This window comes from Pseudomonas caspiana, from assembly GCF_002158995.1.
Taxonomy (GTDB): domain Bacteria; phylum Pseudomonadota; class Gammaproteobacteria; order Pseudomonadales; family Pseudomonadaceae; genus Aquipseudomonas; species Aquipseudomonas caspiana.
This window is the reverse complement of the sequence record NZ_LOHF01000020.1, coordinates 17,108-33,542: the sequence shown is the minus strand read 5'-3', so window position 1 is coordinate 33,542 and position 16,435 is coordinate 17,108. Positions and strand designations below refer to the sequence as shown.

The following is a 16,435-nucleotide window of genomic DNA, read 5'->3' as shown; positions in this document are numbered from 1 at the left end:
CTCCTACAGTTTCGGTAAGGTCCCGAATAGTGCAGAACTACTGCTCAGCCAGGCACTCCAGTAATGCGCTGTGCCAGTCAGGCTGTTGCACGCCCCATTCGCGCTGGAGGAGGCTACAGTCGAGTCGCGAGTTGAGCGGGCGAGCGGCGGGTGTCGGGTAGGCACTGGACGGAATCGCTTCCAGTGCTGCGCACTTCTTACCTTGTACGCTTAACTGCTCGGCAATGGCCTGAGTGAAGCCAAACCATGAAGTTTCACCGCTGGCAGTCAGGTGATAGGTGCCCCAAGCGCCGGGTTTCCCGTCACGCCAGTGTTCGATCAACTGGCGCGTGCTCTGCGCAATGGTCCCGGCCCAAGTGGGCGCACCCACCTGATCGGACACAACATTAAGCGAGTCGCGCTCTTGCAACAGCCGTTGCATGGTCAGCAGAAAGTTACGACCCGTGTTCGAGTAAACCCAACTGGTGCGCAATATCAAATACTGCCCGCCAACGTACTCGATAGCCTGTTCACCGGCCCACTTACTGGCGCCATAAACGCCCAAAGGTGCGGGCTTGTCCTGCTCGGTCCAAGGCGTGGCTTTGCTGCCGTCGAACACGTAGTCCGTTGAGTAATGAATCAGCGGGATACCCAGCTCTTTCGCCTGATCGGCAATCATTCCGACGGCAATCGCGTTAACGGCGAGCGCTGTTTTCTGGTCAGCCTCCGCCTGATCTACTGCGGTATAGGCAGCGGCGTTGATGAGCAGGTCTGGCTTTAAATCCTGGATCTGATCGAAATCGGCCATCTGGTCGCTGAGGTCCAGTTTGTCGCGGCCCAGGACAATCACTTCACCAAGATCCGCCAGGGTTTTCTGCAAGGCTTGGGACACCTGGCCGGTCTGGCCGATGACGACGATTTTCAGTGGCTTGCTCATGGAAACAGGTCAGCCTCTTTTAACACTCTGCCGTTTTGATCTTTGGCCGACAGTTGCGGCGTGCCGTCCAACTGCCAGTCGATAGCCAGATCCGGGTCGTCCCAGCGGATGCAGCGCTCGGCTGAGGGAGTGTAGTAATCGGTGGTTTTGTAAAGAAATTCGGCGTAATCGCTGAGCACTACAAAACCATGGGCAAAACCCGCCGGGATCCATAATTGCCGGGCGTTTTCCGCAGATAGCCTGACACTGACCCAGCGGCCGAACGTAGGCGAGCTTTTGCGAATGTCCACTGCAATGTCCAGAACCTCTCCGGCCGTCACGCGTACCAGTTTGCCCTGGGCATTTTCGATTTGGTAATGCAGGCCGCGCAGTACGCCTTTGGCTGAGCGGGAGTGATTGTCCTGCACGAAACTCAGCTCACGCAGCCCTGTAGCGTCAGCAAAGGCCTTGGCATTGAAGCTTTCGTAGAAAAATCCTCGTTCGTCACCAAATACGCGTGGCTCAAGAATGAGAACTTCGGGGATCTCACTGGTAATTACATTCAACGGTTTTCCCCCGCAAGTTTGAACAGATACTGACCGTAGCCGGTTTTACCAAAATACTGAGCGCGTTCCAGCAGGTGTTCACGATCGATCCATTCGTTCTGATAGGCGATCTCTTCAAGACAGGCGACTTTCAGGCCTTGGCGGTGTTCGATCGTCTGCACGTACTGGGAGGCTTCCAGCAGGCTGTCATGCGTACCGGTATCCAGCCAGGCGAAACCGCGACCGAAACGTTCAACGTGCAAGTCGCCGCGCTGCAAGTAGGCGTTGTTGATATCGGTGATTTCCAGCTCTCCACGGGGCGAAGGCTTCACGTCCTTGGCAATGCGGATAACTTCGTTGTCGTAAAAATACAACCCTGTCACTGCATAGCTGGACTTGGGTGCCTTGGGCTTTTCTTCGATGGACAGCGCCTTGCCGTTCTCATCGAAATCAATAACACCGAAACGCTCTGGATCCTTGACCCAGTAGCCGAAGACGGTGGCACCGTTTTTCTGATCCCTGGCGGTTTTAAGCTGTTCGCCGAAGTGCTGCCCGTGGAAGATGTTATCTCCCAGAATCAGGCATACCGAATCATCGCCAATGAACTCCTCGCCAATCAGGAACGCCTGCGCAAGGCCATCCGGGCTGGGTTGTTCGGCGTACTGGATGCGTACTCCAAACTGGCTGCCGTCACCGAGCAGACTGCGGTACTGAGGCAAGTCCAGAGGTGTCGAGATGATCAGGATGTCCTGAATGCCAGCCAGCATTAGCACCGAGACCGGGTAGTAGATCATCGGTTTGTCGTAAATGGGCAGCAGTTGCTTGGAGACACCGAGTGTAATCGGATGCAGGCGCGTGCCTGAGCCTCCCGCCAAGACGATACCTTTGGTCATGCGATCAGATCCTTTGAATCGGTAAAGCCCAGTCGTTGGCCTTGATAGCTGCCGTCTTGTACGCGGCGGCACCATTCCAGGTTGTTCAGGTACCACTGCACGGTTTTGCGTAAACCTGATTCGAACGTTTCTTCAGGAACCCAGCCCAGCTCGCGCTCGATCTTGCTGGCATCAATGGCATAGCGTTGATCATGGCCCGGTCGATCCACGACATAAGTGATCAGGTCAGCGTAGTTGGCAACACCGTCAGGACGTTGAGGTGCCAGCTCTTCCAGCAGCGCACAGATGCCGCGCACCACATCAATATTCTTCTGCTCGTTATGACCGCCAATATTGTAGGTTTCACCTACCGCACCTTGGGTGACCACCTTGTACAACGCACGGGCGTGGTCTTCGACGAATAGCCAGTCGCGCACTTGCAGACCGTTGCCATACACCGGCAGCGGTTTGCCTGCCAGAGCATTGAGAATGACCAGCGGGATCAGCTTCTCCGGGAAGTGGAACGGCCCGTAGTTATTTGAGCAGTTGGTTACGACCACCGGCAGTCCGTAAGTCCGCTGCCAGGCCCGGACCAGGTGATCGGATGCGGCCTTGCTGGCCGAGTAGGGCGAGCTTGGCGCATACGGTGTGGTTTCGGTAAACAGGTCATCGACACCATGCAGGTCGCCATACACTTCATCGGTCGAAATGTGATGGAAGCGGAACGCCTCGCGCTCGGCTTCAGGCAGCTTCAGCCAGTAGCCGCGCACGGCTTCCAGCAGGCTGTAAGTGCCGACGATGTTGGTTTGAATAAACTCGGACGGACCGTCAATGGAGCGGTCAACGTGGGACTCGGCAGCCAGGTGCATGACGGCGTGCGGTTCGAAACGGGCCAGCACTTCACTGACTTTGGCCTGATCGCAAATGTCGGCCTGCACAAATTCATAGCGGGTATCAGTCGCAATGCCAGTTAGCGACTCGAGATTGCCTGCGTAGGTCAGTTTGTCGAAATTGAGTACTTCGTGATCGGTATTCTTTATCAGATGACGGATCAGCGCCGAGCCAATAAAGCCCGCGCCGCCGGTAACAAGTATTCGCATGAGTTTGCCTTGTGTCTTTCAGGTCTTAAGACTGATGAAGCATAGCTTGTTGTTTTAAGGCTAGACGTGCAAGCAGGATTAACCAAGAACATGCATATAGTTAATGAAAAGAATTGATCATCCAGGTGTGGTGCGCCATTAAACCGACACTCGCTCTCTTACTGCGCATGACTTGGTGATCAGAGCCCGGCACACCTATAGTTGTAGCCTTGTTAAATTCCCTCGCTGCTCATTCCAGGATTGAGGTTGTTGCATGCCGCTCGCCACGTTGATTCGTCGTTCCAGCCTGCCTTGTCCAGAGGTCAGTACCGAGCACGCGCTGCAGCTGCTTGAGCAACACTACGGGTTAAGCGGCACGCTGAAAGACTTGGGCAGTCAGCAGGATCGTAATTTTCTGCTTGATACTGGCGAGCGGCGTTTCGTCCTGAAAGTCTGCCATGGAGATTATTCAACTCTGGAGCTGGAAGCGCAGCATGCTGCGCTACGGCATCTTGCAGCAGAGTCTCAAGCCAGAGTCCCCGGCGTGATGCTTACTGTTACGGGCGAGCAACTGTTGTCGCTAGAGATCGGTGGTTATGCAATACACGCCAGGCTACTGGAATTTATCGATGGTCAGGCTTTAAGTGATTCAAATCATCTGCCGCTGGACGTCGTGGTTGAGCTGGGCGAGTTATGCGCACACGTGGATCTTTCCCTCGCCAGCTTTGAGCATCCCGGGCTTGAGCGTGTTTTGCAGTGGGATCCGCGCAATGCACAGGCCTTGATCAAGCATCTGTTGCCAGTCATTGGTAACGATGAGGAGCGTGCGTGTCTCGCGCAGGCGGCCGAACTGGCGCAGCGACGTTTAGGTCCGCTGATTGCTAAGCTGCCAGTGCAGACTGTGCATCTGGATATCACCGAATATAACGTCGTCTGGACGCGCAGTAATCACCAGCGATGGCAGTTGCAAGGTTTGATCGACTTCGGCGATCTGGTCAGTACCTGGCGGGTAGCTGATCTGTCGGTCACCTGCGCAGCGCTGCTGCACCATGCCGATGGCGACCCGTTGTACATCCTGCCGGCCATTCGCGCTTACCACGCGATCAACCCATTGCAACTTGAAGAACTGCAGGCGCTATGGCCTTTGATCGTGGCCCGTGCTGCGGTGTTGGTGCTGAGCAGCGCACAGCAAGCCAGTGTTGAACCTGATAATGCTTACATTCAGGCTAATATCGACAGTGAATGGGGCATCTTCGATGTGGCGACGTCGGTGCCGCTGCCCTTGATGGAGGCAGCGATCCTTGCGGCGGTTAACGTCAGTGCCCCGCCAGCCTCCGTCATCGACTATCAGCCACTGCTGCCCGGCCTGAGCGGGGGAGCATTCCGATTGGTGGACTTGGGAGTGCTCAGCGAGCACTTTGTCGCAGGCAACTGGACGCAGAGCGGTATCGATGAGCAGTTGCTCAAACAGGCTGCACAAGCTACCGGACAGTCAGCCAGTCGGTTCGGGGAGTACCGGCTGTCGCGCACCGTGATCGACAGCGCCAAAGAGCCCGAAACTTTCGCCCTGCATGTCGAGCTGTACCTGGCTACAGCCGCTGCGTTGCACGCACCTTTCAGCGGTACGTTGAGGCTGACCGCTGATGCTGCGTTGTTATTGGTGGGGGCGCAGATTAGCCTGAAGATATGGGGCGCAGGACTTGAGTTGACTCCGGGTGCCAGCGTCGCTGCCGGGGCCATTATCGGCAAGGGTGGCGGTCCATTGCTGGTGCAATTGTGTGGTGTAGAGAACCTGAGCCCGCCGCTCTTTACCACCCCTTCCTGGGCAGATGCATGGCGGGCGTTATGTCCGTCGCCTGCGGCGCTGCTGGGATTTGATTGCGATGCGCCCTCGTTGCCCGACTCCGCTGAACTGCTGGCGCGTCGTGACGCAAGCTTCGCCCGCTCGCAAAAACACTATTATCAGGCCCCGCCGCAGATCGAGCGTGGCTGGCGCAATCATCTGATCGACATGCAGGGCCGCTCCTATCTGGACATGCTCAACAACGTCGCGGTGCTGGGCCACGGTCATCCGCGCATGGCCACTGAGGCGGCGCGGCAATGGTCGCTGCTGAACACTAATTCGCGCTTTCATTACGCGGCGATTGCCGAGTTTTCCGAACGCTTACTCAAGCTGGCGCCAGAAGGCATGGACCGTGTATTTCTGGTTAACAGCGGCACTGAGGCCAATGATCTGGCGATTCGTCTGGCTTGGGCTTACAGCGGCGGGCGCGACATGCTCAGCGTGCTGGAGGCTTACCACGGTTGGTCGGTGGCGACCGATGCGATTTCTACGTCGATTGCCGACAACCCTCAGGCGTTGAGTACACGTCCGGATTGGGTGCATCCAGTGACGGCGCCAAACACCTATCGCGGCGAGTTTCGAGGTACGGACAGCGCTGCGCAGTATGTACGAAGTGTCGAGCATGTCCTGCAGCAACTGGCGGCACAACAGCGCCAGGTTGCGGGCTTTATCTGTGAGCCGGTATACGGCAATGCCGGCGGGGTTTCGCTGCCTGCGGGTTATCTGCAACAGGTCTATCAAATGATCAGAGAGCAGGGTGGCGTGTGCATCGCCGACGAAGTGCAGGTCGGTTATGGCCGCTTGGGTCATTACTTCTGGGGCTTCGAAGAGCAGGGCGTGGTGCCCGACATCATCACGATGGCCAAAGGGATGGGCAACGGCCATCCACTGGGCGCTGTGATCACCCGTCGTGAGATTGCCGAAGCATTAGAGGCCGAGGGGTATTTCTTCTCATCCGCGGGCGGCAGTCCGGTCAGTTGCCGGATTGGTATGGCGGTGCTGGATGTCATGGAAGAGGAAAAGCTCTGGGAAAATGCCGAAATCGTCGGCGAGCATTTCAAGTCCCGGCTGCAGGCCCTGATCGATATCCATCCGCTGGTCGGCGCGGTTCACGGCATGGGCTTTTATCTGGGCGTCGAGTTAGTGCGCAACCGCCAGAGCCTGGAACCCGCCACAGAAGAAACCGCCTACCTGTGCGATCGCCTGCGCGATCTTGGCATCTTTATGCAGCCCACCGGCGACTACCTGAACATCCTGAAAATCAAGCCACCGATGTGCACCACCCGCCAAAGCGTGGACTTTTTTGTGGATAGCGTGTCGAAGGTGTTGGCTGAGTTGGAGTGACTGCTGATGCTCTCGCGGCTAAAGCCGCTATCTTGAAAGCATGCAAACTATTGGGATTGAAATGCATTTTCTGTAGGAGCTGCCGAAGGCTGCGAAGCATTTCTCCTGATACACCGCGATCGCAGCCTCCGGCAGCTCCTACAGGCCCTGTGTTTGCTGCGCGACCGGGCTTGTACAGATTAAATTGCAGACTTATGTCGGCCTTAAAGCCTGAAATATGTATTTAATTCTGCTTTTTTAGCTTTTAAACCCGATTTTTATCGTCTATAAAGTCGCCAACTATCGATTGTTCGATTCGACGCCCCACTGGAGACCTGATCACCCATGACCACTCTCAATAGCACGCCACGCGCCGACGGCTTTTATATGCCTGCCGAGTGGGCTCCTCAGACCCAGACCTGGATGGTCTGGCCTGAGCGTCCGGACAACTGGCGTCTGGGTGGCAAGCCGGTGCAGACGGCCCATGTTGCAGTCGCTAAAGCCATCGCCCGTTTCGAGCCCGTGACTGTCGCGGTCTCGGCAGCCCAATACGACAATGCGCGCGCGCGCCTGAACGTACCGAATATCCGCGTAGTGGAGATCAGTAACGACGACGCCTGGGTGCGCGACACCGGCCCGACCTTTGTGATCAACAATCAAGGCGAAGTGCGTGGTGTGGACTGGGATTTCAATGCCTGGGGTGGATTCGATGGCGGCCTGTACGCGCCCTGGAATCTGGATTCGCAACTGGCCAGCAAGGTGATGGAAATCGAAAGGTGCCCGCGCTACGCGACGCCTGGCTTTGTACTGGAGGGCGGTTCGATCCATGTTGACGGCGAAGGTACGCTGATCACCACCGAGGAATGTCTGCTTAATCGCAACCGTAATCCGCACCTTTCTCGTGAAGAGATTGAAGCAGTGCTTAGCGCCAACTTGGCTGTGGATAAAGTTGTCTGGTTACCGGACGGGCTGTTTAACGACGAAACCGACGGACATGTCGATAACTTCTGCTGCTATGTGCGTCCTGGCGAAGTGTTGCTGGCCTGGACAGATGATCCCAAAGACCCCAACTACCCAAGATGTCACGCGGCATTGAGTATTTTGGAAAACACCCGGGATGCAAAGGGCAGGGCATTTGTCGTCCATAAGATGCCAATCCCGGGTCCTTTGTTCGCCACTGAAGAAGAATGTGCGGGCGTCGATCAAGTGCACGGCAGTCAGGAACGCAACCCTTCGGTGCGTCTGGCGGGTTCTTACGTGAACTTTCTGATCGTTAATGGCGGGATCATTGCCCCCAGCTTTGACGATCCGATGGACGAAAAAGCCTTGGAAATCCTCCAGCAACTGTTCCCGGAGCATGAAGTGGTCATGGTCCCGGGTCGCGAGTTACTGCTGGGTGGCGGCAATATCCACTGCCTCACCCAGCAACAGCCAGCGCCTCATCGGGCCTGACTAAAGAGGGGCGGTTACAATCGCGTTACATAGTTGGCGTCGTTCTTGCTGTGATCAAGCCTATCCAAGTGATGGGCTTTTTTGTGGGTTTCGCTTCTGGCGTCTTAACCTGGTGGATGGGTCGACGGCCGGTATTGAAACGTCCCCGCTTAGCCTTTCTGTCACAAAGGGCCAGTACATTTAGCCCCTCACGACTTAAGAGGTTGTCCTATGAACGCAGGTCTAGAGCATCGCGCTCGTGGTTTGTCTGCTAGTAGCGAAGCGCGCCAGATGATGGCTGACTGGTTGAGAGCGACCAGTATGCGTAAACCTCAACGCCCGGACGTGAGGCAAATGTTGCTTCAGCGTTATCCGGCGGGCCTTTTCAACGAGGCTGAGCTTGAAGCGCTTTTGAGCGTACTCAAGGATTGAAGCTCTTCTAAAAGCTGTCGATGCGGACAGTTATAAGCATAGAAAGTTTCGTAAATTGACACTTTTATGACCGGCGGCTAGGATTCGCTTCCTCCGCCTGTGGCCTCGCGCCATGTACGTGCATCAGTAGTCCACTGCGATGATTTCGTTCGGGCTCGTCGAATTTGACGTTTGACAGCCGCAGATAGCCTCCGGGTTGTTGCCACAGCGCGTGATCAAATCAGCAGAAAAAAGGACAACTAGAAATGCTCAACAAACGCATCAGTTTGCTTGCACTGGGTTTGATCAGTGCTGGGCAGGTCATGGCAGACAGCCAGGCAGATTCCAAGGGTTTCGTCGAAGACAGCCACCTGAATCTCGCGCTGCGCAACGCTTATATCAATCGCGATTACAAAAACGTCGCACCAAACTCTGACCGTGCTGAGTGGGGTCAGGCTTTCACCGCCAACTTCGCATCCGGTTTCACCCAAGGCACCATCGGTGTGGGTGTCGATGCTTTTGGTCTATACGGCGTTCGTCTGGACGGCGGTAAAGGTCGCAGCGGCGGCGCTGGTATCGACTTCTTCAAGCAGGGCGACAGCGGTGAAGCTGCTGATGATCTCGCGCGTGCCGGCGCTGCCGTCAAAGCACGTATTTCCAACACCGTCATCAAGTACGGCGACCAAATGCCTGCGCTGCCTGTGCTGAGCTATGACAACGGTCGTCTGTTGCCAGAAAGCTTCACCGGTACTCTGATCACTTCCAAAGAAATCGATGGCCTGGAAGTCAACGTCGGTCGCTTCACTCAGGAAGCCCGCAAGTCTGCCGAAGGGCGTGACAGTGGTGGCCTGAAAAGCATCAACGTTTACGGCGCCAGCTACAAGTTCACCGATGAGTTCACCGCAGCGTTCTACGCATCGGACAACGAAGACGTGTTCAAGAAGCAGTACGTAAACCTGAACTACGTGTTTGCCTTGGCTCCTGACCAGTCGTTGACGTTCGACTTCAACGGCTACAAGACCAAGATGGACAGAAACTTCTCGACAGCCACTGAAGCTGGCGCCCGTGACAACAAGATCTGGAGCCTGGCGGCTACCTGGGCTGTGGGTATCCACTCCTTCACCCTGGCGCACCAGCGCAGCACTGGCGAAACCGGCTACAACTACAGCGGCTACCAAAGTGCAGGCGGCTTCGGTGACGGTGGTAACACTATCTACCTGGCGAACTCCTACTGGTCCGATTTCAACGGCAAAGACGAGCGTTCGTGGCAAGCAGCCTACGGCGTTGACCTGTCCGGTCTGGTCACGCCTGGCCTGAGCTACAAAGCGGCCTACGTGCGCGGTAGCAACATTGATGACGGCACCGCTCGTGGCAATGGCACAGAGCGTGAAATCTTCAGCCAGCTGACTTACGTCGTGCAGAGCGGCCCGGCCAAGGACTTGTCCCTGCGTCTGCGCAACTCGTTCCTGCGTGTTTCCAACAACGCCAGCGAATACAACGTCAGCGGCAACGAAACCCGTATCTTCGTTGACTACCCGATCAACGTTTTCTGATGATCGTGTAAAGGGGCGCGCGTAGCGTTCCCCGTGGGACCGGTTAAAGCCGGTCCCACAACGCGTAGATACAATCTTCCTGCCCCATGTCCGGCTACTATATGCTCCAACTTAGCCTGACTCGGTCACTCCCCATGGCCCTCGCTGCACCTCCTGACCTTTCTGATACCGCCGTGCCTGTGCAACCTCTGGCGCGCACCTATCCGCGTGGGCGTTACATCGAGCCGCATGAACATATGTGGGGTCAGGTGCTGTACGCCACCTCGGGTGTAATGTGGGTTGAAACGCCGCTCGAAGCTTTGGTTGTGCCGCCGCAGCGTGCCGTGTGGCTGCCGCCTGGCGTGATACATGGCATTCGCGTGGTCACTGATCTGGAGATGCGCAACATCTACCTGCGTCCAGCCATTGCCGACACGCTGGAAAAAACCGTACAGGTCTTCGAGGTTGGCCGCCTGCTGCGCGAATTGATTCTGGGTTTGGTCGAGCAGGCTGATAATCAAGAGTCGCAGTATTACGATGCACTCGTCGGGCTGGCGCTCCTGGAGCTGCAACGCGCCAGACGCTCCATTCTGAAAATCCCCATGCCGGATAACTCTGACCGGCGTTTGCTGAGTCTTTGTCAGGCGGTCATGAGCGAGCCGTCGCTGGATATCCCGTTTGAGCAGCATGCCGAAAACGCCGGCGCGAGCGTTCGAACCCTCGCGCGCCTGTTCCAAAGTGCATTAGGCATGGGCTTCGCTGAGTGGCGCAGACAAGTACAGTTGGCGACAGCGGTGGCTGAAATCATCCAGGGCGTACCGATCAGCATGATCGCGCGCTCATTGGGCTATTCGCCCAGCAGCTTCAGCGACATGTTTCGACGTGAGTTGGGCGTGGCGCCTTCGCAGTATTCAGTGGGGGATCGGTAGCGACGCAGCTCCAGTCAAACAAAACATACGCTAATGAATTGAAATGCATCCCTGTAGGAGTGAGCTTGCTCGCGATAGCGTCAGGCCAAAAGATAATTCTCAACAGGTCTACCGTTATCGCGAGCAAGCTCACTCCTACAGGTCCCCGTGTGTTCCTATAGATACGTGTGCATTCACCCTGACCGATATTCAGAAGCCCTTGGCCGATAGCTTTTTCCACCCGCCTCTAAACTGCGTGCATTAGCAAATTGTGCACGGGGTTCATCATGAGTTACCTCATCTCCATCGTTATCGGCATCGGCGTAGGCCTGCTCTACGGCGCTCTTGATTTCCGCTCGCCAGCACCGCCCGCCGTGGCACTGGTTGGCCTGACCGGCATGTTGCTGGGTGAAAAACTATGGCCAATGGGCAAGCAACTGGTTGCGACCTGGCTGTCCTGATCGATTATTCCTACTTAAAGGAGGCTCCCATGAAAGCCCTGCAATTCTCAAAAACCGGCGATCTTGCAGCCCTGCAATACGTCGAGCTGCCAACGCCCGTACCTGCCCAGAACGAAGTCCTGATCGAGGTCAAAGCCGCTGGCCTGAACCCCAGTGACGTGAAAAATGTTCTCGGGCGTTTTCCCTACACCACATTGCCGAGAGTGCCGGGTCGGGATTTCGCTGGCGTGGTCGTCCAGGGCCCCAAGGATCTGTTGGGTCAGGAAGTCTGGGGTACGGGTAAAGAGCCGGGTTTCTTTCGCGACGGCTCTCACGCGCAGTTTCTGACATTGCCTGCTCAAGGGGTGGCGCTCAAACCAAAGAGTTTGAATTTCAGTCAGGCTGCCAGCCTCGGTGTGCCTTACACCACCGCGTGGGATGCGTTGCAACGCAGCCTGGTTGGCGCCGAAACGCGCTTGCTGGTCATCGGGGCCAATGGCGCAGTGGGTAGCGCGGCACTGGCGCTGGGCAGAATTCTCGGCGCTCGGGTACTGGGCGCAGTGCGTCGCCCCGAGCACATCGTCGCGCTGCAAGAACAGGGTTTCGAAAGCATTCTGCTGGACAAGCCAGAAGAACTTGCGGCGCAGGTTAATGGCGTTTTCCAGAGCGGTGCCGATGTGATTTTCGACACCACTGGCTTCTGGCTTGCGGCTTCAGTGCCTGCGCTGGCCACGTTCGGTCGTATCGCGATCATCGCGGCTCCGGTGGACGGCCACGTAAAGCTGCCGTCGCTGGCGCTGTACCGTAAAGGCGGATCAGTGGTGGGGATCAATTCGCTGCTTTATGACTGCAACGCTTGCGCGAAGATGCTCGACCAGTTTGGCCGGTTCTTCGACGAAGGCAGCTTGCCGCTGCCGACAGGTCTGGTCGAGTCACCGCTGAGCGAAGGTTTGGCGCGGTACGAAGAGGTCAATCAGGGCGCAGGGGAAAAGGTGATTTTGTTGCCCTGAGGATATTGCGGGTTGATGCATTCTTAGCAACACCCCTGCCTCGTTGTCCCTGGCAACGCGCTGTCGCGAAGCAAGCATAGGACCTGTAGGAGCTGCCGAAGGCTGCGAAAGCGGTGTGTCAGGATGAATGCTTCGCAGCCTGCGGCAGCTCCTGCAGAAATGCCATTCCCGTTCAATGGTTGGCATTTTGTTTGATGGGGGCGATGCTGCTAGCGGTTAAACCGCTCAACCAATGCGCGCAGTCCGCGGGAGGTGTTTTCCAGTTCGGTGCCCCGTGCTACCGCCGCGTTGGCATTGCTTGCGGAGGTTTCGAAGGTCGCCGCGACGTTATTGATCTGCCGGGAAATGTCCTCCGCCACATGGGCCTGCTCTTCGGAGGCGGTCGCCATTTGATGGCCCATATTACTGATACGTGCGATGACCTCGCGAATACCCTGCAAGGCATTTTGCGCTTCGATCACCTGCGCAACACCATTGTCGGCTTCGCTGATGCCTAGCTGAGCGATGCTCACTGCTTCGTCTGCCCCTTTTTTAAGCGACTCGATCACCGCCTGAATCTGTTGGGTCGACTCCCGCGTTTTGCCTGCCAGCGCGCGAACCTCGTCAGCCACCACGGCAAAACCGCGACCTTGTTCTCCGGCTCTGGCTGCTTCGATCGCTGCGTTGAGTGCAAGGAGGTTGGTCTGATCGGCGATCGCCTGAATGACGCTGGCTGCCGACATGATCTGCTGGGTTTCGTTGGCCAGATTATCTACGGCATTGCTGATGCTGGTTACCGTCCCGGCCAGACGCTGGATGGCTTCGCGGGAGGTGCCTGCAACCTTGCTGCCCTGTTCGGCCAGCTCGTTCGCAGTCGTGGCTTCTGCCGCCGTGTGCTGCACGTGTTTGGATACTTCGTTGATGGATGCTGCCATCTCGGTCATGGCCGCAGCCGTCAGGTCGGTTTCCGCACGTTGCTCCAGCAAGGCGTGCTCGCTTTGCGTGGACAGATGCGAAGAGTGCCCGGCCGCTTCCGAGACTTGTGCCGCCAGGTCGCTCAGACGGGTCAGCGCGGTGCGCAAACGAGCATCTTCGCTGACCAACACCATCTCCAGACGAGCGCTGGTCCCGTAGGCGTCGCTGTAGGTCAGGGCGCTCACCGGGTCGGTAAAGGCGCCGGGTGCACTGCGAATGATGCCTGACAGTTGCTGCTCAAAGCGCATGTGCGCCCACCCACCCAAGGCCAGAAACAGCACGGCGGTCGCCACATGAGCAATGGTGCCGGGGAAGAGCACGTTGACACCGACCCCCAGGACGGCAGCAATTGCCGGTACAGCCATTACGCTGAGAAACGCAGTGAGATGACGCGAGCTGGCGACCGCTTTTTTACCGCTGCGCAATCTGGCGTAAAGGGCTTCTGCGCGGCTGACTTGCTCCCTTGTTGGCTTGACCCGTACGGACTCGTAGCCGATCAGTCGGCCGTCTTCGAGGATCGGCGTGACGTACGCGCTGACCCAGTAATAGTCGCCGTTCTTGCAGCGGTTCTTAACGATGCCCATCCAGCTTTTACCGGCCTTCAGGTAACTCCACATTAATCCGAAGACTGCTGCGGGCATATCAGGATGGCGCACCAGATTGTGCGGGCTACCAATAAGTTCGGCTTGCGAGTAACCCGCGATTTTCGCGAATTCATCGTTGCAGTAGGTGATTTTGCCTTTCGTATCAGTCGCTGAAATCAAGCGTTGTTCGGCAGGGAAAGTTTGTTCAGTTTGAGTGATATGTTTGGCCATCTTCAGCATCCGTATGAAGTTACTTCAGGCACCGGTGAAATCCATTTGCGAGGAATGGGTTCGACCTGTCGGGTGGTCTGTATTCGAGGTTAAAGCTATCTAAAACAGCAGGTTATAGATTATCGCTCGGCCAGCGTCTCTGTCTGGCTTCGAATCGCCGCTTGATTGAGGTCTTCCGTGATGGCTGTGCATACACTCAAATGATGGAGGGAGTATAGATAGCGTCACGCGCTTATCAAATGTCCTGCCGATGACGTTGAAACCTGCTGTCTGGTGGCCTGCTATCGGCCTGCTTCGGGCGTTCTAAAGTCGCAGATGATCATTGGTTGAAACGATTCTTCAGTGTGCGGATGAATCAGCTGTTCGGCCTGGCAACATTGACAAGCGTGGTGTGAAAGTTTTAAAAACATCGCATTGTTTAATGGCGTGCATGTTTATGCTTCCTACCACCGGTTACGAACTTTCCGCTTTTGGCTTTAATGCTAAGGCGCAGACTCGTGCCTGTGTCGCCAATAAATCGAAGAAACAGTCGCTCATGTGACCGGGGCGCGCTGTCCCGTCAGATGAGCTGACAGGACAATGAGCGCCACGCAGACACTGCCCGCCGCACACCTCCTTTCTCTCGCTTCTGACGGTGACTTTTCGGTCAATCATCAGGAGAACACGCATGTCATCGTTTCAAGGAATCTGGGTTGCTGTCGTCACCCCTTTTCAGAATGACGCCATCGACTTCGGCGCGTTGCGTCGTCTGGTTGCTCATTTGCTGGAGGGTGGCGTTGCAGGGTTAGTAGTCTGCGGCACGACTGGCGAAGCGGCGGCGTTGAGTAAGGCTGAGCAATTGGCAGTGCTTGATGCGGTGCTGGAAATGACCTCGCCAGACAGAGTCGTAATGGGCCTTGCCGGTAATAATCAGGCCGAGCTGTTGCGCTTTCAACAGGACATTCTGCAGCGTCGCATCGCTGGCTTGCTGGTGCCCGCGCCGTATTACATTCGCCCGTCCCAGCCAGCGCTCGAAGTGTTCTTCAATACCGTCGCCGATGCCTCAAGCGTGCCTGTCATTCTCTACGACATTCCTTATCGCACCGGCGCGACCCTGCACAAAGACACCTTGCTGCGCATCGTGCAGCATCCTCGGATAGCTGCGATCAAAGACTGTGGCGGCAATCAGGATACGACCCTTGCGCTGCTGGCGAGCGGCAACGTTGATGTACTCGCCGGTGAAGATGCCCAAATGTTCAGCGCCATGTGCCTGGGTGCGACCGGCGCGATCGCTGCCTCAGCGCACATCCATCCACAGCAGTTCGTGCGCCTGCATCGTGAAATTCAAGACGGCCAACTGCAGGCTGCGCGCGACACTTTCTTCCAATTATTGACGCTGATTCAGACTCTGTTTATCGAACCCAATCCCGCCCCGGTAAAAACCGCATTGGCACTGCAAGGCTGGATCAAGGACGAGGTGCGTGCGCCGATGCTGGCGAGCTCAGAAGCGATGGTTGAGCGATTGCGCGGGATGATCTGAGCGCTAGGGGAGCTTGAGGGCGGCGGCGGGCGTCAGTTTCAGAAAAAACTGACCTGAGAAAACGATGCGTCCAACAGACAGAATAAGGTCACTGGAATACTTTCTTCTGACCCAACATTGCTCGCTCATTCACGTAACCATTCAAAGTGGCAAATGAACGCTGATAGAAGAAAAGATATATGGCCATTGCAAGGTGTGATGTGTCACATCACAATGCGTCGATGATTCTTGGGTGGAAACACAAAGGGTTGAGGCTGTTTTTCGAAACGGGTTCAACCAGTGGGATCAGGCCCGATCACTCAAGGAGGTTAGCTCACATACTCACAGTCTTGAATCGCGCGGAATATCCAGAGGACCTGAATCTCCCTGGCTGGCGGTTGCATCAGCTTAAAGGCAATCTTTCAGGTTTCTGGTCTATCACAGTTACTGCCAATTGGCGGGTGATTTTCAGATTCGTCGAGACGGATGTCGAGTTGGTCAGCTATCTGGACTATCACTGAAGGAGATTGTAATGGGAATGTTCAACCCGCCTCACCCCGGAGCGATCCTGCGCGAGGATGTCATTCCTGGCTTGGACACGACGATAACCGAGTTTGCTAGACACTTAGGCTTTGCCCGAGAAACACTTTCCAGAATTTTGCATGGTCATGCACCGATCAGCCCTGATCTGGCAGTCAGGCTTGAACGGGCAGGGATCAGCACTGCTCGCCTTTGGTTAGGTATCCAGGCTGACTATGATCTGTGGCAGGCGGAGCATCGTGAGCAGCCACCCATTGAGCGCTATGCTCGGGCTAATAATTAAAGCTCCTCCTGAGCGTCGATAGCATTCTGTCGGGTGTCAACTCGCTGATCTGATAC

General features: G+C 56.4%; 14 protein-coding genes and 2 pseudogenes. 10 read left to right on the top strand and 6 right to left on the bottom strand.

Going from position 1 to position 16,435, the window contains the following annotated elements:
* Positions 1-37: 37 nt before the first annotated feature.
* From rfbD to rfbB, 4 genes are read right to left on the bottom strand one after another with little or no spacing between them, the layout of a single operon-like run.
* Positions 38-916 (bottom strand): dTDP-4-dehydrorhamnose reductase, encoded by an 879-nt coding sequence (gene rfbD, locus AUC60_RS20385; protein ID WP_087271829.1) that lies wholly within the window; start codon positions 914-916, stop codon positions 38-40.
* On the bottom strand, positions 913-1,461 hold the full coding sequence (rfbC, locus tag AUC60_RS20380; protein ID WP_087271826.1) for a dTDP-4-dehydrorhamnose 3,5-epimerase: 549 nt from the start codon (positions 1,459-1,461) through the stop codon (positions 913-915). Before rfbC ends, rfbD begins: the two co-directional genes overlap by 4 nt.
* Positions 1,458-2,333 (bottom strand): glucose-1-phosphate thymidylyltransferase RfbA, encoded by an 876-nt coding sequence (rfbA, locus tag AUC60_RS20375; protein ID WP_087271823.1) that lies wholly within the window; start codon positions 2,331-2,333, stop codon positions 1,458-1,460. The genes rfbC and rfbA overlap by 4 nt, the downstream gene beginning before the upstream one ends.
* On the bottom strand, positions 2,330-3,412 hold the full coding sequence (gene rfbB / locus AUC60_RS20370; RefSeq protein WP_087271820.1) for a dTDP-glucose 4,6-dehydratase: 1,083 nt from the start codon (positions 3,410-3,412) through the stop codon (positions 2,330-2,332). Before rfbB ends, rfbA begins: the two co-directional genes overlap by 4 nt.
* 253 nt (positions 3,413-3,665) lie before the next feature.
* Between rfbB and AUC60_RS20365 the strand changes: the two genes are divergently transcribed.
* The 7 genes from AUC60_RS20365 (at position 3,666) to AUC60_RS20335 (ending at position 12,289) form a co-directional block, all read left to right on the top strand.
* Positions 3,666-6,578 (top strand): aminotransferase, encoded by a 2,913-nt coding sequence (locus AUC60_RS20365; protein WP_087271817.1) that lies wholly within the window; start codon positions 3,666-3,668, stop codon positions 6,576-6,578.
* A 324-nt stretch (positions 6,579-6,902) separates the two neighbouring features.
* On the top strand, positions 6,903-8,009 hold the full coding sequence (gene aguA / locus AUC60_RS20360) for an agmatine deiminase (protein WP_087271814.1): 1,107 nt from the start codon (positions 6,903-6,905) through the stop codon (positions 8,007-8,009).
* Positions 8,010-8,219: 210 nt separating this feature from the next.
* Positions 8,220-8,420 (top strand): hypothetical protein, encoded by a 201-nt coding sequence (locus AUC60_RS20355; RefSeq protein WP_087271811.1) that lies wholly within the window; start codon positions 8,220-8,222, stop codon positions 8,418-8,420.
* A 245-nt stretch (positions 8,421-8,665) separates the two neighbouring features.
* A complete protein-coding gene (locus AUC60_RS20350) occupies positions 8,666-9,952 on the top strand; it encodes an OprD family porin (RefSeq protein WP_087271808.1) in 1,287 nt (428 codons plus the stop codon).
* A gap of 134 nt (positions 9,953-10,086) precedes the next feature.
* Complete coding sequence (locus AUC60_RS20345; protein WP_087271805.1) at positions 10,087-10,860, top strand: AraC family transcriptional regulator; 774 nt, start codon at positions 10,087-10,089, stop codon at positions 10,858-10,860.
* Positions 10,861-11,126: 266 nt separating this feature from the next.
* Positions 11,127-11,300, top strand: coding sequence for a DUF1427 family protein (locus tag AUC60_RS20340; protein ID WP_087271802.1), 174 nt, complete (start codon positions 11,127-11,129; stop codon positions 11,298-11,300).
* A gap of 29 nt (positions 11,301-11,329) precedes the next feature.
* Positions 11,330-12,289 (top strand): quinone oxidoreductase family protein, encoded by a 960-nt coding sequence (locus tag AUC60_RS20335; protein WP_087271799.1) that lies wholly within the window; start codon positions 11,330-11,332, stop codon positions 12,287-12,289.
* Between the two features lie 209 nt (positions 12,290-12,498).
* Here AUC60_RS20335 and AUC60_RS28630 read toward each other — a convergent pair.
* Positions 12,499-12,990 (bottom strand): annotated as a pseudogene (locus tag AUC60_RS28630) (methyl-accepting chemotaxis protein); the annotation flags it as partial.
* Between the two features lie 792 nt (positions 12,991-13,782).
* A pseudogene (locus AUC60_RS28625) lies at positions 13,783-14,058 on the bottom strand (PAS domain-containing protein); the annotation flags it as partial.
* 667 nt (positions 14,059-14,725) lie between these two features.
* On the opposite strand from AUC60_RS28625, the gene dapA reads away from it, so the two are divergent.
* From dapA to AUC60_RS20315, 3 genes are all read left to right on the top strand, one after another.
* Positions 14,726-15,577 carry a 4-hydroxy-tetrahydrodipicolinate synthase gene (gene dapA, locus AUC60_RS20325; protein ID WP_087271796.1) on the top strand — a complete coding sequence of 284 codons (852 nt, stop codon included), beginning with the start codon at positions 14,726-14,728 and terminating at the stop codon, positions 15,575-15,577.
* 221 nt (positions 15,578-15,798) lie between these two features.
* Positions 15,799-16,077, top strand: coding sequence for a type II toxin-antitoxin system RelE/ParE family toxin (locus AUC60_RS20320; RefSeq protein WP_087272040.1), 279 nt, complete (start codon positions 15,799-15,801; stop codon positions 16,075-16,077).
* Between the two features lie 11 nt (positions 16,078-16,088).
* The gene (locus AUC60_RS20315; protein ID WP_087271793.1) at positions 16,089-16,379 is read left to right on the top strand and encodes a HigA family addiction module antitoxin; all 291 of its coding nucleotides are present in this window, start codon (positions 16,089-16,091) and stop codon (positions 16,377-16,379) included.
* Positions 16,380-16,435: the final 56 nt, after the last annotated feature.

Coding starts and splice junctions, on each gene's coding strand:
- rfbA (WP_087271823.1), bottom strand. CDS start 2,333: ATGACCAAAGGTATCGTCTTGGCGGGAGGCTCAGGCACGCGCCTGCAT.
- dapA (WP_087271796.1), top strand. CDS start 14,726: ATGTCATCGTTTCAAGGAATCTGGGTTGCTGTCGTCACCCCTTTTCAG.
- AUC60_RS20315 (WP_087271793.1), top strand. CDS start 16,089: ATGGGAATGTTCAACCCGCCTCACCCCGGAGCGATCCTGCGCGAGGAT.
- AUC60_RS20350 (WP_087271808.1), top strand. CDS start 8,666: ATGCTCAACAAACGCATCAGTTTGCTTGCACTGGGTTTGATCAGTGCT.
- AUC60_RS20345 (WP_087271805.1), top strand. CDS start 10,087: ATGGCCCTCGCTGCACCTCCTGACCTTTCTGATACCGCCGTGCCTGTG.
- rfbD (WP_087271829.1), bottom strand. CDS start 916: ATGAGCAAGCCACTGAAAATCGTCGTCATCGGCCAGACCGGCCAGGTG.
- rfbB (WP_087271820.1), bottom strand. CDS start 3,412: ATGCGAATACTTGTTACCGGCGGCGCGGGCTTTATTGGCTCGGCGCTG.
- AUC60_RS20335 (WP_087271799.1), top strand. CDS start 11,330: ATGAAAGCCCTGCAATTCTCAAAAACCGGCGATCTTGCAGCCCTGCAA.
- AUC60_RS20320 (WP_087272040.1), top strand. CDS start 15,799: ATGATTCTTGGGTGGAAACACAAAGGGTTGAGGCTGTTTTTCGAAACG.
- AUC60_RS20365 (WP_087271817.1), top strand. CDS start 3,666: ATGCCGCTCGCCACGTTGATTCGTCGTTCCAGCCTGCCTTGTCCAGAG.
- AUC60_RS20340 (WP_087271802.1), top strand. CDS start 11,127: ATGAGTTACCTCATCTCCATCGTTATCGGCATCGGCGTAGGCCTGCTC.
- AUC60_RS20355 (WP_087271811.1), top strand. CDS start 8,220: ATGAACGCAGGTCTAGAGCATCGCGCTCGTGGTTTGTCTGCTAGTAGC.
- aguA (WP_087271814.1), top strand. CDS start 6,903: ATGACCACTCTCAATAGCACGCCACGCGCCGACGGCTTTTATATGCCT.